18 protein-coding genes and 1 pseudogene are annotated in these 21224 nt (G+C 71.7%); 4 read left to right on the forward strand and 15 right to left on the reverse strand.

Annotation, left to right across the window (positions count from 1 at the left end):
• Positions 1-17: 17 nt before the first annotated feature.
• From IPQ09_30075 to xseB, 3 genes are read left to right on the forward strand one after another with little or no spacing between them, the layout of a single operon-like run.
• Positions 18-2099, forward strand: a complete 2082-nt coding sequence (locus IPQ09_30075) for a hypothetical protein (protein ID MBL0198396.1) — start codon at positions 18-20, stop codon at positions 2097-2099.
• A 15-nt stretch (positions 2100-2114) separates the two neighbouring features.
• Positions 2115-4229: a HEAT repeat domain-containing protein gene (locus tag IPQ09_30080; GenBank protein ID MBL0198397.1), complete on the forward strand. Its 2115-nt coding sequence runs from the start codon at positions 2115-2117 to the stop codon at positions 4227-4229.
• The gene (gene xseB, locus IPQ09_30085) at positions 4226-4510 is read left to right on the forward strand and encodes an exodeoxyribonuclease VII small subunit (protein MBL0198398.1); all 285 of its coding nucleotides are present in this window, start codon (positions 4226-4228) and stop codon (positions 4508-4510) included. Before IPQ09_30080 ends, xseB begins: the two co-directional genes overlap by 4 nt.
• Positions 4511-4659: 149 nt before the next feature.
• Here the strand turns inward: xseB and IPQ09_30090 are convergent, their stop codons facing one another.
• The 8 genes from IPQ09_30090 to IPQ09_30125 form a co-directional block, all read right to left on the reverse strand.
• Positions 4660-5568 (reverse strand): hypothetical protein, encoded by a 909-nt coding sequence (locus IPQ09_30090; protein MBL0198399.1) that lies wholly within the window; start codon positions 5566-5568, stop codon positions 4660-4662.
• A gap of 147 nt (positions 5569-5715) precedes the next feature.
• The gene (locus IPQ09_30095; GenBank protein MBL0198400.1) at positions 5716-6207 is read right to left on the reverse strand and encodes a hypothetical protein; all 492 of its coding nucleotides are present in this window, start codon (positions 6205-6207) and stop codon (positions 5716-5718) included.
• Positions 6204-6815 (reverse strand): hypothetical protein, encoded by a 612-nt coding sequence (locus tag IPQ09_30100; protein ID MBL0198401.1) that lies wholly within the window; start codon positions 6813-6815, stop codon positions 6204-6206. Before IPQ09_30100 ends, IPQ09_30095 begins: the two co-directional genes overlap by 4 nt.
• The gene (locus IPQ09_30105) at positions 6812-7639 is read right to left on the reverse strand and encodes a sigma-70 family RNA polymerase sigma factor (protein MBL0198402.1); all 828 of its coding nucleotides are present in this window, start codon (positions 7637-7639) and stop codon (positions 6812-6814) included. The genes IPQ09_30100 and IPQ09_30105 overlap by 4 nt, the downstream gene beginning before the upstream one ends.
• A 134-nt stretch (positions 7640-7773) precedes the next feature.
• Positions 7774-7968 carry a DUF1844 domain-containing protein gene (locus IPQ09_30110; GenBank protein ID MBL0198403.1) on the reverse strand — a complete coding sequence of 65 codons (195 nt, stop codon included), beginning with the start codon at positions 7966-7968 and terminating at the stop codon, positions 7774-7776.
• A gap of 89 nt (positions 7969-8057) precedes the next feature.
• A complete protein-coding gene (locus IPQ09_30115) occupies positions 8058-8291 on the reverse strand; it encodes a hypothetical protein (protein ID MBL0198404.1) in 234 nt (77 codons plus the stop codon).
• 108 nt (positions 8292-8399) lie between these two features.
• Positions 8400-8963 carry an FKBP-type peptidyl-prolyl cis-trans isomerase gene (locus IPQ09_30120; GenBank protein MBL0198405.1) on the reverse strand — a complete coding sequence of 188 codons (564 nt, stop codon included), beginning with the start codon at positions 8961-8963 and terminating at the stop codon, positions 8400-8402.
• Between the two features lie 35 nt (positions 8964-8998).
• Positions 8999-10996, reverse strand: a complete 1998-nt coding sequence (locus IPQ09_30125) for a 3-isopropylmalate dehydratase (protein ID MBL0198406.1) — start codon at positions 10994-10996, stop codon at positions 8999-9001.
• A gap of 151 nt (positions 10997-11147) precedes the next feature.
• Between IPQ09_30125 and IPQ09_30130 the strand changes: the two genes are divergently transcribed.
• A complete protein-coding gene (locus tag IPQ09_30130; GenBank protein MBL0198407.1) occupies positions 11148-12035 on the forward strand; it encodes a glycosyltransferase family 4 protein in 888 nt (295 codons plus the stop codon).
• Positions 12036-12088: 53 nt separating this feature from the next.
• Here IPQ09_30130 and ftsZ read toward each other — a convergent pair whose 3' ends face one another.
• From ftsZ to murD, 7 genes and pseudogenes are all read right to left on the reverse strand, one after another.
• Positions 12089-13390: a cell division protein FtsZ gene (gene ftsZ, locus IPQ09_30135; protein ID MBL0198408.1), complete on the reverse strand. Its 1302-nt coding sequence runs from the start codon at positions 13388-13390 to the stop codon at positions 12089-12091.
• Between the two features lie 232 nt (positions 13391-13622).
• Positions 13623-14924 (reverse strand): cell division protein FtsA, encoded by a 1302-nt coding sequence (gene ftsA, locus IPQ09_30140; GenBank protein ID MBL0198409.1) that lies wholly within the window; start codon positions 14922-14924, stop codon positions 13623-13625.
• A gap of 122 nt (positions 14925-15046) precedes the next feature.
• Complete coding sequence (locus IPQ09_30145; protein MBL0198410.1) at positions 15047-15955, reverse strand: FtsQ-type POTRA domain-containing protein; 909 nt, start codon at positions 15953-15955, stop codon at positions 15047-15049.
• Positions 15952-17362, reverse strand: a pseudogene (locus IPQ09_30150) (UDP-N-acetylmuramate--L-alanine ligase). The gene IPQ09_30145 and the pseudogene IPQ09_30150 overlap by 4 nt, the downstream one beginning before the upstream one ends.
• On the reverse strand, positions 17362-18504 hold the full coding sequence (gene murG / locus IPQ09_30155) for an undecaprenyldiphospho-muramoylpentapeptide beta-N-acetylglucosaminyltransferase (GenBank protein ID MBL0198411.1): 1143 nt from the start codon (positions 18502-18504) through the stop codon (positions 17362-17364). Before murG ends, IPQ09_30150 begins: the two are co-directional and overlap by 1 nt.
• On the reverse strand, positions 18501-19838 hold the full coding sequence (gene ftsW, locus IPQ09_30160; protein ID MBL0198412.1) for a putative lipid II flippase FtsW: 1338 nt from the start codon (positions 19836-19838) through the stop codon (positions 18501-18503). Before ftsW ends, murG begins: the two co-directional genes overlap by 4 nt.
• Entirely contained in the window at positions 19802-21223 is a 1422-nt protein-coding gene (murD, locus tag IPQ09_30165; protein MBL0198413.1) for a UDP-N-acetylmuramoyl-L-alanine--D-glutamate ligase, read from the reverse strand. Before murD ends, ftsW begins: the two co-directional genes overlap by 37 nt.
• Between the last annotated feature and the right edge of the window lies 1 nt (position 21224).

Consider the following 21224-nt stretch of genomic DNA (forward strand, 5'->3'; position numbering starts at 1 on the left):
CGTACCCTCTGGGCCGGATGCGATCGTCGTCTTGCACGGGATTTTTCGCCTCGATCCGCTCGCGGCGAGGCGCCCGCGTCGCTCTCTCCAGCGGCGCGCTCGCCTTGGTCGGCGCGCTCACCGGCGCGGGCTCGGCGCGCGCGCAGGCGCTCCCATCGTTCGACGCGCGCACGTACCGCCCGTCCACCGATCCATCCGCGTCGCTCGTGTACGAGCCGGTCGGCACCCCCGGCCCGTGGCTGTGGAACGTGGGCGCTGGCCTGGGCTACGCGCACCGGCCGATCGTGCTGCGCGGGGCGCGCACCGGTGACGAGACCTTCGTGCCCGTGCGAAATCAGCTCGCGCTCGATCTCGTCGGCGGCCTAGGGCTCGGCACCCGCGGGTTCGTGGGAGTCGCCCTCCCGCTCGCGCTCGCGCAAGAGGGCAGCGGCAACCTGCCCTCCAGCACCTCGACCGCGCGCCGCGTGCCGACCACCGCGCTCGGCGATCTCGCGGTGCACGGGAAGGCGGCCCTGGTCGACAACCGCGACGGAGGCTTCGGCGTCGCCGCGCTCGGCACCATGACGCTCCCCACGGGCAACCAAGAGTCCTTCCTCGGCGAGGGCGCCGTCACCGCGCAAGGGCGCTTGCTTGGCAGCTACTCGTTCGTCCTCGCAGAGCTGTCGGGAAGCCTCGGGTACAAGCTCCGCACGGCTCAGCGCGTCTGGCCCGATCCCGGCGGCGCGCGGTTCGGTGACGAGATCCCCTTCACGCTCAGCCTCACTGTGCGCCCCTCGGTTCTCGGCCTCGACTCCGCGAACCGCCAGCGCTGGGAGATGTCTCTCCACGGGTGGGTGCCCGCCGGGCCGGTCGCGCCCTTGGGCCTGGGCGACGAGCGCAGCCCTCCGCTGTCGCCGGCGATGATCGCCATCTCCGATCGCGTCGAGCTCGGGCGACGGCGCGATCTCTACGTCGTGGCGGGCGTCGATCTCGGGCTCGGCTCCGCGATCGGCGTGCCGTCGTTCCGCGGCCTCGCGCAGCTCGGCTGGTCGCCGCGCACGCACGACGAAGACGGCGACGGCGTGCCCGACGACGTCGATCAGTGCCGGCAGATCCCGGAGGATCGCGACGGGTTCGAGGACAGCGACGGCTGCCCCGAGATCGACGACGACGACGACGGGATCGTCGACAAGGAAGACGCGTGCCCCCGTGTGGCCGGCGTGGAGAGCTCCGAGCCGCGCAGGAACGGGTGCCCCGTCGGCGACCGAGACCGGGACGGCGTCCCCGACGACGTCGACCGCTGCCCGAGCCTGCGCGGTGTGCCGAGCTCCGAGCCGGGGAAGAACGGCTGTCCGCTCGTCGACTCGGACGGCGACGGCGTCACCGACGAGCTCGATCGCTGCCCCGACCAGAAGGAAGATCGCGACGGCTTCGAGGACGACGACGGCTGCCCCGACCCCGACAACGACAAGGACGGGATCCCAGACGCCGCGGACATGTGCCCGCAGGAGCCCGGCGTCGCGAAGGCGAACGCCGCCCGCCACGGCTGCCCCGCCCTCGATCGTGACCACGACACCTTCGACGACGAGGACGGCGACAAGTGCCTCGACCAGCCAGAGACCTGGAACGGCGTCGCGGACGACGACGGCTGCGCCGACGTCGGTGGCAGACCGCTGCTCGTGCTCGACCGGAAAGCGTACACGCTCCGCGTGGCCTCGCCGGTCGCGTTCCTCGCGCCCGCGCCGGGCGTGGCCGGCGCCCACGCGGCGCTCGATGCCAAGACCGAGGGCGCGCTCCGCGCGATCGCCGCGCTGCTGAAGCAGCACCCGGGCTGGTCGGTCGGCGTCGCGTCGCGACCGCGCGCGGGCAGCTCTGTGGCCGCCGAGGAGGCGATGGGCCGCGCGCTCGCCATCGAGTCCGCGATCGCCGCGCATGGCCCACCCGACGGCGCGGTCGAGACCGTCGGCTGGGATCCTAAGCTCGCCAACCGTTTCGACGCTAACACTCAGTTTGTATTGCGAATTTCGTCCAACGCCTTGCCGCTTGCGGTCCCCCCCGGCGCGGGCGCGCCGCCAGGCGAGGTCGCGCCGTCGAAGCCTGCGGCCCCAAAGGCGCAGTAGGGGTATCGTTTGGCGGTGCTCCGCGCTCGTCGCATCCTCGCCGCCGTGTGCCTGCTCGCGCTCTCGCGCGGGGAGGCGCGCGCGCAAGACATCGCGACGCTCGAGGAGATGGTGCCGGCGCCCGAGCGCACGGCGAGCAACCTGCGTGGCCGCTTCGGGATGGAGCTCGTCCTTCGCCTCGTGCGATCGCGAGAGCCGGAGGACCGCCTCCGCGGACTCCGACGCGCCGCCGACATCGCGACCCCGGAGGCGCTCGCGCTCATCGCCTCTCAGGTCGAGTCGAACGCCGCCGTGCGCGCCGATCCGCGGGCGCTGATCGAGGCGGCGCGCGGTCTCGCCCCCCACGCCCACCAGGACGGCGCCCGGACCGCGCTCCTGGCCATCCTCACGTCGCCGCCAGGTGCGCGCGGCGCGCGGAGCCCGGCCAGTGGCGCGGAGCCCGGAGCGAGCCCTGCGGAACAGGTCGAGTTGGCGCGCGCGACCGCGGCCCTCGCGTTGGCCGAGAGCGGCAACGGCGCCGCGCTCGAGGCCTTGCTCAACGCCACGCGGACGACCAGCGCCGCGAGCGCAGCCGCCGCCGACGCCCTCGCCCTCGCGCCGCCCGCCACCCTCCGCGGCCTCGGCACGGCCCGAGGGCTCACCGCGCCCCTGCTGCTCGCGGTCTCGCGGACGGAAGATCTGCGCGCCGGGGACGTGCTGCTCCTCGGCCTTGCGGCGGCGGATCCTCGAGTGAAAGGCCTCGCGCTGCTGGAGCTGGCGAGGAAGGGCGACGAGCGGGCGCTGCCCGCGGCGAGAGAGCTCGCGAAGAAGGGCGCTGGGCCGGCTCCTCTGCGGATCGCCGCGGTGCAGGCGCTCGCCGCGCTGGGCGCGCACGAGGCCACCGACGGCGTCAAGGCGCTGCTCGAGGACGAGGGCGCCGCGCCCTTCGCCGTCGACCTCGTCCCTCGGCTCGAGAGCGACGACCTCGTGAAGCACCTCGCCGCGCGCGCGAGCCTCCACCCGCTCCACGCCCAGCGCTTGGCGGCGATCGGCGCGCTCTCGCGGTGCCGCTCCGTCGCAGCCGCGAAGGCCCTCGGCGCCCTCGTGCTCGACAAGTCGGTCGAGAGCGAGGCGGCGCACGCCCTCGGCCGCATGCGAAGCGCCGCCGCGGTCCCCTGGCTCATCGCCATGCTCCGCTCGCCCGAGGCGCGGCGGCTCGGAGCGCGCGCGTACGTCGTGCACGTGCTCGCGGGCGGAGCGCCGATCGACGAGGCGAAGAGCACACTGCGGACGCTATCCGCCTCGCGAGCGACGAGTGACCGAGCGGTCGGCGTCTTCGCGCGGGTGGCGCTCGGCGACGCGGCCCCAGAGAGCCACCTGTCGGACCCCGACCCCTCCGTGAGGGCCGCCGCGGCCATGGGCTGCCGGGGTCGCGCGAACGCCGCGGTGCACAGCGCTCTGTTGGCACGCGCCGTCGACGAGAAGCACCCAGCGGCTCGCTCGGCCCTCTTGGCGGCCCTCGCCAGCGGGGATCCGAGCGGCAAGGTCCCCTCCGTGCTGCTCGTGGATCGCGCAGAGTCGGGCGAACCCGAGGCGCCGCTGGCGGCGTTCGTGCTCGCGCGCCGTACGAAAGAGCGGGCGAGCGACAAGGTGCGGTCGCTCGCGACCTCGGCCACACCGCTCGTCGCGACCTATGCGCTCCGCGGGCTCGCCGAGAGCGAGGCCCTCGACGCCTCGGGCTGGCTGGCCAGCGCGTACGCGTACGAGCCCGACGCCCAACGCCGGAGCGCGCTCGTCGCGGCGCTCGCGGCCCGCCACCGCGACGCGCGCGCGCCCGTGCGCGCCCAGACGCTGAACCTCGCGGCCCGGCTCGACCCGAGCCCCGAGGTGCGCTCGCGCGCGAGGCAAGCGCTACGCGGCTCGTCACCGGTCGCCGGTGAGGCCACCGAGGTCGCGTGGCTGCGGGTGACCGGGCCAGACGGCCGCGCGCCCGCCGACACGGGCCACGCCGCGACGCTCGTCACGTCCGCGGGCGAGGCCGTGCCGATCGCTTTCGATCCCGACGGCTACGCGGTCGTCCTCGCGGTCCCGCCTGGCGACACGCACCTCCTGCTCGCACCCCGCTTCACCACCGAGGGACCCACGAAATGAAGTCACGACGCGATGACGCGAACGCGCCCGCGCCCGCGCCCGCACCCACCGACGACGCTCCATTCGAGGTCTCGATGAAGCGCCTGGCCGAGATCGTCGGGCGACTCGAACGCGGCGATCTGCCCCTTGAGGAGTCCCTCGCGCTCTTCGAAGAGGGAGTGAGCGTCTCGGCGCGCTCCCAGGCGAAGCTCGAGGCCGCGCAACGGCGGGTCGAGGAGCTTCTTGCGGTCGACGACGAAGGGCGCTCGCGGCGCGCGCCCCTCGATCCGCTCGTCGACTGACGGCGCGCTGCGCTAGCCCTGACGATTCATGAGGTTCGTGCGACGAGGCACCGAGCCCGCGGCGAGAAGGTCGCGCTCCGCACCGCAGTACGAGCGTTGCGGCGAGAGGACCGGACGGCTCGCGCGGAAGCCTCGTGAGCTCGACGGGCTTAGCGTCCGATCGCGCCTCGGTAAACCCAGCCCTCGCCCTCGGCGAACGTGATCTTGAACCAGCCCTCGCGCGACGCGGAGGTAGTCACTTTCGTGCCGCGCGGCAGCCTCGCCACGACGGCGCCCGACTTCGGGGCGTCGCGCACGAGCGCTGTCTCCCAAGTGACCTGCGCCGATCCGGACGTGGCGGCAGGCGTGGCGCCGTCGTCGGGGCGCGCCGGCGCCTCGGCCGAGGTGGCCGCGCCCGCCGGGTCGAACGTGACCCCATACGCCACGACGTAGCGCGTGTGCGTGTGGGGGAGCCCCTTCAGGACCACCCCCGTGAACTCGGTGCGCATGCACCCGAGGAAGGCCTCCGTGTCTTTGACGGTCGAGGACTTCCCAACGCTCAGGTCCATGCGCCCGCTCGCGTAGTCGAGCGTAAAGACGGCCGAGAGCTTCCCGCTCGCGTGGGCAGCGGCCGTGCACTGAGCGAGGTTGCGCAGGCGCGGCTGGGCGACGAGGTCGAAGCCGGAAGCTCCGCAGCCCGTCCTGAGGGTCTCGCCCTCTGCGGTCTTGCAGGAGAGCACCGCGCCTCGCCCCACGGTCGCGGTGCTCCCCGCGTGCGCGGCGGGCGCGGGCGCGCTGGCGCTCGCGGCGGGCGCGCTGGGCTTCGCCGAGGCGCCAGGCGTCGCGAGCGGCGCCGTCGCGGCCAGCGCGACCTCGCGGCCCCCGCCGGGCGCGCGCATCGCCGAGGCAGCGGGGCCGGCCACGCCCTCCGAAGGCGCGTTGGGGCCAAGCTTGACGCCCGTGAGCTTCGGCCACGCGATGCCCACGATCAGGCCGACGGCGGCGATGACCCCGACCCGGGACCACGGGGGCCCGTCATGCTCCGGGATCTCCACGACGACTGACTCAGCCTTCTTCATGCGAACTGCCCGGTTCGTACCACGACGGCGACGCGGTGGGCCAATCTCCCGCTGTGGATACGCTGTGGCTACGCGGCAGACGAGCCGCCGATTCCCACGGGCCGCGACGAGCCTCCGGGCTCCGCCGACGTGCGGGTCGGCAGTGCCTCAGCGGAGAGTGATCGCGAGGACGAGGTTGCCGCCCTGAAACGACTGGCCTGCGACGAAAAAGGTCTGGCCGACCGAAGCCGACACGCGCAGCAGTTTCAGGTACGAAGCGCCCCCAGCCTGGCTAATCGAGGCGGACAGGTCGTGACGCTGGTCGGCGGTGAGCCCGGCGTACGCCACCAGGAGATCGCGCCCGTTCGGTAGCTTGACCGGGGCGTTCTTGCCACTCTCGAGCTCCAGGTCCTTCTTGTCGAGGAGCCGGTACGTGTTGAACGCGCTAAACGGCGGCACCTTCAGGCGCGACACATCGCCGATCCGCGGGTCGTAAGAGCCGGGCTCGGGCCCCTTGGTGGCGTGAATGACCATCACCTCGACACGCACCTTCGGCGTCGCCTCTGCCCGCGCGCCCCGCGCCAGCGCGCCCGCGCCAATGACCGCGGCGCCGAAGAGCGCGGCAGAGACCATGTGCCTTCGGGTCAACACGCGCATCACGGGGCTCCCTTATCGTCGATCCAGACCACGACACTCGAGGACATGTTGACCCCCGCAGGCAAGTAGAACACTGACACCTGGCTCGTCTCGTCCGAGTCGATCGCTCGAACCTCCACGCCCTGCTCGGCGCCGACAGGCTCGATCGCCGACGGCGTCGCCAAGGCGACGGGGCCCACGTGGGGCGCCTCGCTGCGGGCGCGCGCATAAAACAAGCTGGCGGCCGCCAAGGCGAGGGCGCCGACCACGGCCGCGACCTGAGAGGCACGCGCACGGCGAGCCCGCGCTGCCGAGAGGGAGTGAACGGGCGCCTGCGTGGCGGCAGGCGCTGCCGGCGCGGCTCGACCCGCGGCCGCAGCGGGGACATCGTCGACGACGGCCTCGGTGGGGGGGAGCTGCGCCATGATCGCGTCGACGAGCTCCACCGAGGGTGCCGGCTCGAGCGCGGTGGCGGCCTGCACGGCGTGACCGAGCACCGCGAGGGACTCGGTGAAGGCGCGGGCCTCCGGAGACTGCGCCAGGAGCGAGAGCGCGGCCTCGTGCTCCTCGTCGTCGAGCTCGCCGTCGGCGAGCGCCGAGAGCCGCAGGTAGTCTTCGCGTGAGAGCCTCATGATGGCACCCCGTCTCCGTCGTCCGTCTCGGGTGCTTCAGCCTCAACGCCTCGAGCGCGCTCGACACCCTCGACCTGCTCGGCGTAGCAGTCGGCCAGCGCCCGCTGCAGCTTCTGCCTCGCGTGAAACAGGCGGCTCATGATCGTGCCCTTGGACACGTTCATGGCCTGCGCCATTTCCTCGTAGCTGAGGCCCTCGATTTCGCGCATCACGATGACCCCGCGGTGGTAGGGCGGCAGCGCGTCGAGCGCGGCCTGCACCCGCACGGCGATCTCACGGCGCCGGACGACCTCGGCCGGATCGGCGCCGTCGATGTGGGCGACCAAGGGAAACGCGCCATCCGCGGCCTCTTCGGCGTCGACGCGGCCCGGCTCGAGCTCCACGAGCTGGCGGCCCGGCTTACGGATGAGGTCGATCGAGAGGTTGGTGATGATGCGGTAGAGCCAGGTGAAGAAGGACGAGCCGCCCTGGAAGGTGCCGAGGCCCTTGTAGACCCGAAGGAAGGCGTCCTGGACGAGCTCGCGAGCGTCGGCTTCGTCGCGCACGAGAGACAGCGCGATCGCGAAGGCGCGGCGCTGGTGGCGCTCGACGAGGCGTCGAAACGCTTCTCTGTCGCCTTGCTGGGCTCTCGCGATGAACGCACGGTCTTCCTCGGCTTCCTTGATGCGGGCTAACTTGGCGTTTGACGCGCTCGCCGGCTCCGTATTCAGCCGAGTCACGGGTACCTGCGGTCGCCGCGACGCGTCCCCCTCCGGCGTCCCTCGACGCAAGCCGCTCCCGGCGCCCGGACCGCGGTTGTCCTGGAGCTCTTCGGTGGCGACCATGCCACGCGACGACTCCTCCCCGCTCGCGGGGGTCTCGGACGACGACACGGACATGGCTCAGCGGGCACAGTACCCCGTTTCGCGCGCCCGAGCCGCACGAAATGCCGGACAGCGCGCCGCGCCGCCGGACGCGGTTACTTCTTCACGCGCTCGACGTAGCGCATGCGCACGTCGAAGAGCACCTGCGAGAGGAGGCGCTCCTCGTCTCCTGTGAGGTTGCCGCGGGTCTTCTCCTCCAGGAGGCCGAGCAGGTCGATGTCTTGCTTGGCGAGCGGGAGGTTGCGCTCCACGCGCCCGTCGTCGGGGTGGGGCGCCAGCCCCAGGTGCATGAGCGCCGAGTGGCTCAGCGAGAGGATGAACGTGGGGAGATCGATGAGCGGGAGCTCAGGGTCCTTGTCCTCGGTCACGGGGGGCGACCTCAGCTCGGCTCGTCGGAGGCGTCCGTCTCTTCGTCGTCGTCGTCGTCGGCGTCGGCGTCGGCCCCCGCGAGCGCGGGCTGGGCGAGCGTGACGGGCTCCGAGGCGTCCGCGAGGTCGGGCAGCGCCGCGAGGAACTGCTCGAGATCTTTCTCGCTGAGGGCGCCGCTCTTGAGGTTGCGGTCCCGCACGCGGATGTCGAGGGCGCTCGGGCTGATGGTCTTGTGGCTGCTCATGCTGCTCTTCTCTTCCGGTGGCTTCGTGGAGTCGCGCCTGGGATTGGCTCTAGGCCGTAGTCAACCCAGCGCCGAATTGCAAGGGCGCCCGCGGGCGGCGATGGGCGGTCAGTTGTCGAGCTTCTTGCCGAGCTGCACGAGCGACGGATCGTGGCCGCAGTCGGGGCCGTGCACGTGGGCGGCGTCCTCGGCCTCCTCCAGCTCGCGCGCGGCGGCCTCGATCTCTTCGGCGGTCGCCGGTCGAAGCTCGCGGACCGTGACCGAGTAGACGAGGTCGGTCCCGGCCAGCGGGTGGTTGGCGTCGACCACGACCACGTCGTCTCGGACCTCGACCACGTGCATCACCGCTTCGTCACCGTCGGGCGCCTCGGCGATGAACTCGTCGCCGACGGCCACCGCCTTGGGGTCCGGGAACTCCGCCCGGTCGACCTCGAGGACGAGCTCCTCGTCGTGCTCGCCGAACGCCTCGGCCGCGGGCACGTGGATGTCGCGCTGGTCGCCCTTGGAGAGCCCCTTCAGACGCACCTCGAGGCCGGGCACGAGCATGCCGTAGCCGTGGACGTAGCGGATGGGCTCGCCGTCCTCATCGTCGCTGCTGTCGACGACCTCCCCTTCGGAGTCTTTGAGGACGTAGTCGAGGACGACGAAGGCGTTCGCTTGGATGGTGGTCATGGGGCGTTTCTCGGGTTGCGCGGTCGCGTGAGAGGCTAGGTGAGCCCAGCGAGCTCGTCGGGAGAGCCGATGTAGCCCAAAATCGCGCTGGCGGCGACCACCAGCGGGCTGGCGAGGTACACCTTGCCCGGACCGCTGCGTCCTGGGAAGTTCCGGTTGATGGCGCTCACCGTCACCTGGTCCGGCGAGTCGCTGACGCCGGGGCCCGCTTTGATGCACGCGCCGCAGGAGGGGTCCACGAGCTCGGCGCCGGCCTTGGCGAAGATCTCAAGGTAGCCCTTCGCCTCGGCGTAGCGGCGAATGTCCTGGGAGCCGAACTGGAGGTACAGGTGCACGCCCTCCTTGACGGTGAGGCCACGCGCCGCTGCGGCGCCCAGCACCTCGGCGTACATGTCCATGTCGGCCTTCTTGCCGCCCGTGCACGAGCCCCCGTAGGCGATCTGCACGGCCACCTTCCCCCCATGCCGCGCGTCGAGCTGGGCGAGGGGCACGCCGTTGCGGGGATCGCCGGGTGTGGCGACCATGGGCTCGATGGCGCCGAGATCGACCTCGAACGTCGCGAGGTACGTGGCGCCCGCATCGGCGCGCACGATGCGCGCGCGCACGTCGTCGGCGTCGAGGCCGCGCTGACGCACGAGGTAGTCGACCACGACGTCGTCGGCCTCGATGATCCCCGTGAAACCGCCGGCCTCGACGGCCATGTTGGTGAGCGTCGCGCGCTCGTCGAGCGAGAGCCCGCGGACCCCGTCGCCGGTGAACTCGAGCACCTTCCCGATGCCCGCGCCCGACGTGAAGAACTCCTGGGAGAGCACGTGGAGCATCACGTCTTTGGCGCACACGCCTGGACGGAGCGTCCCGCGGAGCACGAATCGCGCGGTCTCGGGCACGGTGACGCGCACGTCCTTCGTAAACCACGCGTTCGCCATGTCGGTCGAGCCCACCCCAAACGCGAAGCAGCCGAGGGCGCCCGCCATGCACGTGTGGGAGTCGGTGCCGATGACGAGCTGGCCGGGAAGCGCGAGCTCCTCGATCACCTTGTTGTGGCAGATGGCCTCGGAGCCAACGAGCTTGCCGTCGCGATGCACCTCACCGTAGAGCCGAACGCCCTGCCGCGTGGTGAACGACGCCTGCACGGTGGCGAGCTTCGCGGCCTGCTCCTGCAGGCCCATTTCGCGGTGGGCCTTCGGCATGATGAGGTCGAGGAACGTGAGGTGGTCACGGAACGCGAACACGCTCTCGGGCTCGGTCACGCGGGCGTCGGCGCCGAGCTCGCTCACGAAGAGAGACTCGGCCATGGGGGTGACGTACTCGTGGCTGAAGCGCACGTCGGCCCGCGCGAAGAACGCGTCGCCCGGGGCGACCGACGGCACGCCGAGGCTGCCCGCCTTCGCGTCGCGGATGGCGTGCGCGGCGAGGATCTTCTCGCACAATGTGAGTGGGCGCGGGGCGGTCGTCACCGGGGGCGGCGACACGTCGCCGGCGAGGCGCGCGCGGTTGTACGCGAAGAGGCCGCCGTGCTCCACGATGCCCGCGCTGATGGCGTCGAGCCCGCGGGTGAACTCGCTCATCGGGATCGCCTCGCCGCGCTCGATGCGGGGGACGAGGCCAAGATCGGTGCTCGTGAGAAGCCCGATATTCTGGGCATTTTGTCGGTAGATCTTCTCGATCGTCGGGGCGATCACGATCTTCACGCCGCACACGAGCTCGCTGTAGGGCGCGGTCTCGCGGCTCGAGCCGCAGCCCTTGGAGCGTCCGCTCACGATGACCGAGAACCCGCCGTTCTTCACGGCGTCCCGCGTCACCTTTCCCCCGCGGAGCCCGACGAGGCAGTACCTCCCGAGGGTCTCGTCGAAGTAGTAGCAGACCCACCCCGGCGTGAGCTCGTCGGTGGAGATGTTCTCGACGAGCGGACGGGCCGGATCGTACGACAGCGTTTGCCCCTGGAGCTGCGCCTCGAGGAGCGCGGTGTCCTCCGTGATGTAGAGGACGCGTCCTTCGACCCTCACGCTCTTGTCGCTCGTCGGCTCGGTCATGCGACCTCTTAATCACCAATCATGCGCTTCGAGCAAGCGCAAGGCGAGCCACCCGACGCGCCACCCGACCTTCCATGAGCTGCGGCGCCCGGCACGCCTGCACGCCACGTTTTTTCTTGGAGCCACGTGGGCTTGCGACTAGTTCGGCGGAGTGCGAGTCGCCGTCGTCACCACGAGCTACCCGGCCCACCAGGGCGATCCGAGCGGGCATTTCGTCCACGCAGAGGTCTGCGCGCTCCGGGACGCGGGGCACGACGTGGAGGTGGTGACCCCGCGCGCCGGCGGCGCGTTCGGTTGGCCAGGGGTGGCCGCGCGGCTTCGCGCGTTCCCACCGCGCGTCGTCGAGCTCTCGACGTTCATGCGCCACGCGCGCACGGTGGTGACGCGCGGAGGCTTCGACCGCGTCTTCGCGCATTGGGCGCTGCCGTCCGCGTGGCCCATCGCGAGCGCGTGCCGCGCGCCCCTCGAGATCGTGTCGCACGGGGCCGACGTGCGGCTGCTCGGCTCACTCCCGCGTCCCGCCCGAGCCGCGCTCGTGACCCGCCTCGCGGTGCGTGCGGAGGTGTGGCGCTTCGTCTCGCAGAGCCTCTTGGACAGGCTCGCCGAGGCGCTCCCGCGCGAGGCCCGCGGCGCGCTCGCCCGGGTCGCCACCGTAGCGCCCCCGACGCTCTCGCTACCTACGCTCGCGCCAGAGGCCATCGCCGCGCGGCGCGCGCCGCGGGGCTCGCTCTATGTGAGCGTGGGGCGGCTCGTCTCCAAGAAGCGCGTCGACCGCGTGGTCGCGCACGTGGCGACGCGGCGGTCGGCGGGGGAAGACGCTTCCCTCGTGGTGGTGGGCGACGGTCCGGAGCGGCGCCGGCTCTCGCGGCTCGCGAGGGAGCTGCGCGTTCCATCGCGGTTCGTAGGCATGACGCCCCACGCCGAGGCCCTCGCTTGGATCGCCGCAGCCGACGCGCTCGCCTTCGCCTCCGAGGAGGAGGGCCTGTCCACCGTCCTCCGCGAAGCCGAGGCGCTCGGCACCGCCGTCGTCCACGTCTAGCGCGACGAGCGCGCGAGTCGCGAGTCGCGAGTCGCGCGCGCTCGCGGAGACCGTTACTGCTGCTTGCGCTGGAACGCGGGCACGTCCCACTCGTTGTCGAAGGCCGGGAAGCTCTGAGAGCTCGGCGGGCGCTCGCGAACGGCCATGCGCGGCTGCGAGGCCGGCGGGTAGCGGGGCTCCGGCGCCGACGGGTAGCGCCCCTCGGCGGCGGCTTCGCGCGGGGCGGGCGCCGGGCGGCGCGTCGACAGCGCCGGGATGACGTCCGACTGACGCGCGCTCGGCGCGAACGACGAGGTCGAGCGCTGCGGCTGGAACGAGGAGATGGTCTGGGGCGCCTGCGACGTGACCCGCGCGTGCGACTGCGACTCGGCGGCGAGCTCGCGCTCGGCGGAGTCGAAGCCGGTCGCGATGACCGTGACCTTGAGGTTTTCGCCGAGGCTCTCGTCGATGCTCGCGCCGAAGATGATGTTCGCGTCCTCGTGCGCCTGCTCCTGGATGAGGGAGGCGGCCTCTTGGATTTCGCGCATCTTCAGCTCCGAGCCGCCGACGATGTTGATGAGGACACCCGTGGCTCCGTCGACCGAGATCTCGTCGAGCAGGGGAGAGGAGATGGCGAGCTCCGCGGCGACGCGCGCGCGGTTCGCGCCCTTCGCGACGCCGGTGCCCATGAGCGCCCGGCCCATGTTGCTCATCACGGTCTTCACGTCCGCGAAGTCGACGTTCACGATGCCGCTCTGGGTGATGAGGTCGCTGATGCCCTTCACGGCCTGGAACAACACCTCGTCCGCCTTGCGGCAGGCGTCGATGAAGGTGAGGTCGTCGTCGCCCATCATGAGGAGCTTCTGGTTCGGGATCGTGATGAGCGTGTCGACGTGCTCGGCCAGGGCGGCGAGGCCCTGCTCCGCGCGGCGCGAGCGCTGGCGCCCCTCGAACAGGAACGGCTTGGTCACGACGCCGACGGTGAGGGCGCCTTCTTCGCGGGCGATTTGCGCGATGACGGGGGCTGCGCCGGTGCCGGTGCCGCCGCCCATGCCGGCCGTCACGAACACCATGTCGGCGCCGGAGATGAGCTCCTTGATGCGCTGGACGTCCTCGAGGGCCGCCTTACGGCCGCGCTCGGGATCGGCGCCGGCGCCGAGGCCCTTCGTGATGTTCTGGCCGATGGTGAGCTTCGTCGGCGCCGCGTTCGCGTTGAGCGCCTGGACGTCGGTGTTCACCACGATGAACTCCACGCCCTCCAGGCCGAAGTTGATCATGGTGTTGACCGCATTGCCGCCGGAGCCGCCGCAGCCGATCACCTTGATGCGCGCCTGGTACTCCTGCGACTCGTCCGCGAACTCGATTGAAAAACTCATGACCATGCCTCCCGGAAGAGCACTCGTGCCCTTGGTCTCAACTCGCACGTACGCAAGGCCGTGGCCTGCGCGGACTCACCACTATCGCTCGGGCGCCTCTTCCCGATGCGGCGGCGTCGTCCCTGGTGGACTCGTTTCTACAACTAATTCACTAACTGACTCAAATCTTCGTCGAACATTTGTCCTACATTGGCGATTGTGTCGCACCACCTCCGGCGCGACAGAGTGCCAATCAGAACGCGGCCTTCAGCCACTCCCAGATCTTGCTCCCCTGCGCTTTGGGCTGTTCGTCAGTCGCCTCCTCGGTAATCTGCACGGGGCGCTTCGTCACCTTCTGTCGGGCGAGCGAGTGAGGAGGCGCGGGCGCGCGGTTATGCGCGTCGATGATCTGCTGAGCGCCATACTTCACGAGGCCCACCGCGGTGGCGTACTGCGGCCCCTGCACGAGCTGGGTCAGCCCGCGCACCCCGGTCGGATAGCCAATCCGCACGGGCATGCCCAGGATCTCCTCGGCGAACTCTGGCATCCCCTCGAGGAGCACGGCCCCACCCGTCAGCACCGCGCCCGCCGAGAGCTGCTCGAGCAGCCCCGTGTCTTCGATCCGCTTTCGGATGACGGCGAACATCTCCTCGACCCGGGGCTCGACGATGTCGGAGAGGACGCGACGCGCCGTGTGCCGCGGCTGGTGCCCACCCACGCCGGGCACCTCGATCTCCTCGTCTTCGGCGATCATCCGCCCCAGCGCGCAGCCGTGCTTCTGCTTCAGCCGGTCGGCCTCGGCCATCGGCGTGCGGAGCCCGGCCGCGATGTCGCTCGTGATGTTGTTGCCTCCCACGGGGATGACGAACGTGTGCGCGATGCCGCCGTCGACGTAGAGGATGACGTCGGTCGTCCCGCCACCGATGTCGATGACGGCCGCGCCGATCTCCTTCTCGTCCTCGGAGAGCACCGCCTCGGCGCTCGCGAGCGACTCGAGCACCGCGTCGGCGACCACCAGATCGCAGCGCTCCGCGCAGCGGATGACGTTCTGCACGCAGCTCGTCGCGGCGGTCACGAGGTTCACCTTCGCGCCGAGCCGAACGCCGCTCATCCCGATCGGGTCGCGGATGCCGTCCTGTACGTCGACGGTGTACTCGCGCGGCAGCACGTGGAGGATCTGCCGGTCGGCGTCGACCGGGATCGCCCTCGCCCCCTCGAGCACGCGCTCGACGTCGGCCCGCGTGACCTCACCCCCCGCGATGGCCGCGACGCCGTCCGAGGGCTGCGACCGGATATGGCTGCCCGCGACCCCCGCATACACCGTGCGGATCTCGACGCCCGCCATGGTCTGCGCGGCCTCTATGGCGTCTCGGATCGAGCGGACCGTCCAGTCGATGTTCGACACGATCCCCTTCCGGAGCCCGCGGCAGGGTACCTGCGCGACCCCCAGCACCGTGATGCCGTCTTCGCCGACCTCTCCCACCACTGCACAGACCTTGGTCGTGCCGATGTCGAGACCGACGACGATTTCTCCCTGCGAAGCTTGCGTGCTCATCCCGCTTGGGAATCGCATGGGGCCGGGGCTCGGGCCAAACTTTCGGCGACGTTTACGGGACCGTCGGAAGCGCGCGCCTTTTCGCAAGCTATTGCGAGTACTTACGAAGGGCGCGCCGACGCTCAGCGCATCCGCACGACCACGCGGTCGAGGCGCGCCTCGTCGTCGAGCAGCAGGGCGTCGGCCTTGGCGCCGCGGCGGTCGAGATCGGCGATGACGCGGGCCGCGTGCTCGAGCTTGCGCCGGAAGGGCGGCGCCCCGAGCTCGAGCGTGAGCGCGGACTTGCCGACCACGAGCGCGGTCCTGCCGGTAGGGGCGACGTGGATCTCTTGGAGCGGCGAGCGCTTGGCGAGGGGCGAGCGCTCGTACTCGAGGCCGAGCTCCAGCGCACGCCGCACGACGGCCTCCGCGCCTTTGCGATCTTGAGTCACCATCGTGAGCGAGAGACCCGTGATGATGGGGAGATCGGTCGGATCGCCGGGCTCGAGGCGCTTCCAGATCTCCCCGTCGGCCGACACGAGGTAGGTGTCCCCGGCGGCGACGATGCCCGCGGCGCGACGCTCTTCGACGACGATCGACACGGTGCCGGGGAGGCGCCGCTCGAGCCGCGCCTCCTTGATCCACGGGTCGGCGAGCAGGTGGGCGCGCGCGGCGTCGAGGTCCGTCGAGAACACGTTCTTGCCCTTCGCGACGCCCGCGATCGCGATGAGGTCGTCCTCGCTCCGGTGGCTCGCCCCGACCACCACGATGTCGGTGACGGCGAAGCGGGGGGTGGTCTTGACGTAGCGACGCGCCGCGTGCGCGACGCCGCCGGCGATGCCCACCACGAGCACGAGCCCGAGGAGCGCGCGGCCGAGCTCGACGAGTCGGGCCATCGAGCCCGAGGCGGCGCGGGACCGAGCGGCGCGCGGCGCGGGCGCGTCGGCCTTCCCTCGCCGCGGCGAGGCGGCCTCGGGCTCTCCCCCTCGCGACGCGTCGCCTTCCTTGGGCGCGTCGTCCAGGGCGATCCTCCTGTTCGAGGGGCGGATCACGTCGCGCGGCCCTCCGCCTCGAGGCGCTTGGCGAGCTCGCGCACCTGGGCGTTGATGTCGCCCGCGCCGAGCGCGAAGACGATGTCGCCTGGGCGCACGATCTCGTGCAGCGCGTTGGCGACCTCGGTCTTGTCGGCGACGTAGCGGACGTTGCGGTGGCCGTGCGAGCGGATGGCGCGGGCGAGCTCGGCGCCCGTGGCCCCCGCGATCGGCGCCTCGCCGGCGGCATAGACCTCGGTCACGAGGAGGACGTCGGCGTTGTTGAACGCGCGCGTGAACTCCGCGAAGAGCGCCTGCGTGCGCGAGTAGCGATGGGGCTGGAAGGCGACGACCACACGACGCTCGAAGCCGCGCTGGGCCGCGTCGAGCGTGACCTCCACCTCGGCGGGGTGGTGCCCGTAGTCGTCGATGACGAGCACGTCGCCGCGCGCGCCATCGCGCTCGATCGTCGGCTGTGCCACCAGGGTGAAGCGGCGCTGGACGCCGTGGAAGCCCGCGATGGCCTCTTTCACGACGTCGAGCGGCACCTCGAGCTCGTCGGCGACGGCGATGACGGCGAGCGCGTTCAGCACGTTGTGCGCGCCAGGCATGCGCACCGTGAACTGGCCGAGGGGCTCGCCCCGCTTGTAGGCCTCGAACTGCGTCGAGAAGCCGAGGTAGCGCTCGTTCTTCGCGCGGAAGTCGGCCTGATGCGAGACGCCGTAGGTCATCACGCGGCGGCTGATGCGCGGCACGATCTCCTGCACGTGCGGGTGATCCATGCAGAGCACACACAACCCGTAGAAGGGGATCTGGTTCGCGAACTCGACGAACGCGTCCTTCACCCCGGCGTGACTGCCGTAGTGATCGAGGTGCTCGGCGTCGATGTTGGTCACGACGCCGATGGTGGGCGTCAGGCGCAGGAACGAGCCGTCGGACTCGTCGGCCTCGGCGACGAACAGGTCGCCGGCGCCGAGCCTCGCGTTCGATCCGAGCGCGTTCACCTTGCCGCCAACGACGACGGTCGGGTCGAGGCCCGCGGCGCGGAGCACCGTGGCGACCAGCGACGTCGTCGTGGTCTTGCCGTGGGAGCCGGCGATCGCGACTGTGTACTTTACACGCATCAGCTCCGCGAGCATCTCACCGCGGGGAATGATGGGGATGTCGCGCGCGCGCGCGCACGATCTCGGGGTTGTCCCGGCCGATCGCGGACGAGTACACGACCACGTCAGCGCCCGCGACGTTCTCCGCCCGGTGGCCCACGACGACCTTCACGCCGAGCGTCTCGAGGCGACGCGTGACGTCGTTGCCCTTCATGTCGGACCCCGACACCTCGAAGTCCATCGTGCGGAGGATCTCCGCGAGCCCGCTCATGCCGATGCCGCCCACGCCCACGAAATGTACGTGCCGAACCCGTCCGCGAAACATCAGTGAACCTCCGTGCGGCGGCCGCGCGAGCCCCCAAGATCGTCGCCGACCACGCTGCGCATCTTGAGGCCCCCGAGCTCCACGAGGTCGCAAGCGATCTCGAGGGCGGCGTCGGGCCGGCCCGCGCTGGCCGCGGCGCGCGCCATGCGCTCGCGGAGCCCGTCGTCCGAGAGCACGAGGCGGACGTCGCTCGCGATGCGATCGACGGTCGCGCGCTCTTGCTCGACGAGCCGGCAGGCGCCTCGCCGCTGGAAGAGAGTGGCGTTCTTCAGCTGGTGATCGTCCGCTGCGTAGGGGAACGGGACGAGCAAGCTCGCCCGACCGACGCACGCGATCTCCGCGACGCTGACCGCGCCCGCGCGGGCGACGACGAGGTCCGCGGCGGCGAGCTCGCCCGCGACGTCGTCGAGGAACGGCACGCACCGAGCCTCGGCGACTCCCGCCCGGTCGTAGAGGCCGCGCACCTCGGCCTCCCGTCCCACGCCGGTCTGGTGGACGACCTCCACGCCGCCGAGGTCGCGGCTCACCCGGCCGAGCGCGAGCGGCATGCGCTCGTTCAGGGCCTGCGCGCCGAGGCTTCCCCCGAGCACGAGGACGCGGCGACGGCCGCGAGTCTGGTACGGGACGCGCGCGAACGCGCGCCCGAGGGGCACGCCCAGCACCCGCGCTCGCCCCTTCGGGAAGCGCTCCGCCACCTCGTCCCACGCGAGGTACGCGCGGCGCGCGAAGGGCCCCAGCACGCGGTGGGTGAAGCCCGGCACGGCGTTCGGCTCGACGATCGCGAGCGGCACGCGCGCCGCGAGGGCCGCGAGCGCGGCGGGGCCGGCGCTGTATCCGCCCACCGACACGACGAGCTTCGGAGAGTAGCGGCGGAAGAGCGCCGTCACGGAGCGCATGGAGCCCACGACGGAGAGCGCGCCCTTCGCGGCGCGGCGGATCCCTCCCCCCTTCATGGCGGTGACCGTCAGCAGCTCGAGCGGGTAGCCGCGCGCTGGCACGACGCGCGTCTCCATGCCGCGCGCGGTGCCCAGGAACCGACAGTCGACCTCGGCGAGCCGCCCGAGCGCGTCAGCGACCGCGAGCCCAGGGAAGACGTGGCCGCCGGTGCCGCCCGCGCAGACGAAGATGGTCTCGCGGCTCACTCGGCCTCCGCGCTCTCGACCACGAGCCCGAGCGGAGCCGGCGACTCCGCGTCGGCGACCTCGTCGGTCGTCGCCGTGCGCTCGTCGTTCGAGGTCACCTCGGGCGGGAGGGGTGTCTCGTAGTGAGCGACCGCCTGTCCCTGTCGGGAGACGTTGAGAAGGATGCCCGCGGCCAGCGCGTTCATGAGCAGCGAGGAGCCGCCGTAGCTGATGAAGGGGAGCGTGAGGCCCTTCGTGGGGAGGATCGAGAGCGCCACCGACAGGTTCAAGATCGCTTGGATGCCGAACATCGCCGAGATCCCGAACGCGAGGTAGCTGCCGTAGTCATCGGGCGCCCGCAGCGCCGCCCGGACCCCGCGGGCGACCAGGGTGAAGAACACGGCGCAGAGCGCCATGACGCCCACGAACCCGAGCTCCTCGCCGATGATGGCCGCGATGAAGTCGTTGTGCGCCTCGGGCAGGTAGAGGGTCTGGAGGCCGCGCCCGATGCCGAGGCCGAACGTGCCCCCGGAGCCGAACGACATGACCGACTGGAACGGCTGGTAGGCGAGGTCCTGGCGGTGCTGATCCATGTTCAGCCAGGCCAGGTAGCGGGCGTAGCGGTACTCGCGCGAGACGATCGACACGACCGCGAACGCGCCGCCGAGGATGGTCGCGCCGAGAATATATCCGACCTTTGCTCCCGCCACGAACAGCATGGTGAACGTGAGCAGCAAGAGCACGACCGCCGAGCCGAAGTCGGGCTGCTTCATGCAGAGCAGCACGAAGACGCCCGCGACCAGGAGGTGCGGGAGGAAACCGACGGTGAAGGTCTTTACCTTCTCGGCCTTCTTCGCGAGCGAGTAGGCGAGCCAGGAGACGAGCGCGAGCTTGGCGAGCTCGGCCGGCTGGATGTGCACGGGGCCCACCGAAATCCAGCGGGTGGCGCCTCCGCCGCGGTGACCGAAGCCGGCCACGCACGCGACGAGGAGCATTCCGACGCTCCCGAGCACGGGGTAGGTGAGCTTGTAGATGCGGTGGTAGTCGATGAGGCTCGTGAGGAAGAACACGGCGAGGGCCGCGATCGCGAAGGCCCCCTGGCGCTTCAGGAAGAACTGCGCGTCGTGGTGCTGGGTCGTGCCCTGCACGGTCGAGGCGCTGTAGACCATCACCACCCCGAAGCCGAGCAGGGCGACGACGGTGGCGGCGAGCACGAGGTCCACCGGGCGCTGCGAGGCCTCTTGGTTCGGGCGGGCGTCGAGCGGCACGGCCAGCTTGTCCACGGCCAGCGCCGGCGCCCTGCGGACGTTGCGGAAGTTCATGGCGACCCCTCGCCTTCGACTCGGCCTCGCCATCGACCTTCGTTCGCCCCTCCGGGGCTCGCTGCCGGTTCATGCGGCGCCTCGGCGCTCTCGCCGCTTCGCGCGTGGACGGCGGCGACGAACACGTCGCCTCGTTCCTTGTAGTCGCGGAACATGTCGAAGCTCGAGCAGGCGGGCGAGAGCAGCACGGCGTCGCCCGGGCGCGCGAAGGTCGCGGCCTGATCGACGGCCTCCGCCATGGTCGCGGCCCGCGCGGTGGGGACCGCGTCGCCGATGGCGTCGGCGAGCAGCGGCGCGGCCTCGCCGACGAGCACAGCGGCCCTGGCGCGGGCGCGCAGCGCGTCGACGAGCGGCGCGTAGGTGCCACCCTTGTCGCGGCCTCCCAGAATGATCACCGCCTTCGGTTCGGCGAGGCCGAGCAGCGCGGTGACGGAGGCGCCTACGTTGGTGCCCTTCGAGTCGTCGTAAAAGCGCACGCCCCCGACTTCTGCGACGTACGCCATCCGGTGCGCGAGCCCCTCGAAGGTGGAGAGGACGGAGGCGACGAACGCCGCGTCGACGCCGAGGTCGATCGCGACCGCGAGCGCGGCCGCGACGTTCAGCGCGTTGTGCGCGCCGCGTAGCCGGAGCTGCGCGAGCGAGAAGCGCGCGCCGAGGCCCCGGTGGAGGATGTGGTCGGCCGCCACGACCACATCGGCCTGAGGCTCCACGCCGAACGTGACGACCCGCCCGCCGCCGCGGCGCGCCTGGGCGAGGCAGCCCTCGTCGCCGAACGGCACGACCGCCAGATCCGCGGGCGTCTGCCGCGCGAACGCGTTGCCCTTCGCGGCGGCGTATTCGGCCATGCCGGCATACCGATCGAGGTGATCGGGGCTGAGGTTGAGCAGCAGCGCCGCGCGCGGCGCGAAGGTGCGCACGCGCTCCATCTGGTAGCTCGAGACCTCGAGGACGATGAGGTCGAGCTCCTCGTCGGCGTGCGCGGAGAGCGGCTCGCCGAGGTTCCCTCCGATGAAGACCCGTCGCCCGCCGGCGGAGAGGAGCTCCCCGAGCAGCGTGGTGACGGTCGACTTGCCGTTGGTCCCGCCGACCGCGACGATGGGCGCCGGGCGCACGAGGGCGCGCGTCGCGAGCTCGACCTCGGAGACGATCTCCGCGCCGCGGCCCTCGGCCAGCGCGAGCTCGGCGAACGGCGGCACGCCGGGCGAGAGGACCACGAGCTCGGCGTCCGCGAGCGCGAGCGCGTGGTCGCCCAGGGCGAGCTCGGCCCCTGCCGCCGCGAGCTCCGCGGCCGCGGGGACGTCGGCGCGCGCGTCGCCCAAGGTCACGACCGCGCCGCGCGCGAGGCAGAGGCGCGCCGCCGCGAGGCCGCTCGCGCCGAGGCCGATCACCGTCACCCGCTTGCTCTTCAGATCGATCACG

This window comes from Myxococcales bacterium (genome assembly GCA_016720545.1).
In the GTDB taxonomy this organism is placed as follows: Bacteria; Myxococcota_A; Polyangia; order Polyangiales; family Polyangiaceae; genus JAAFHV01.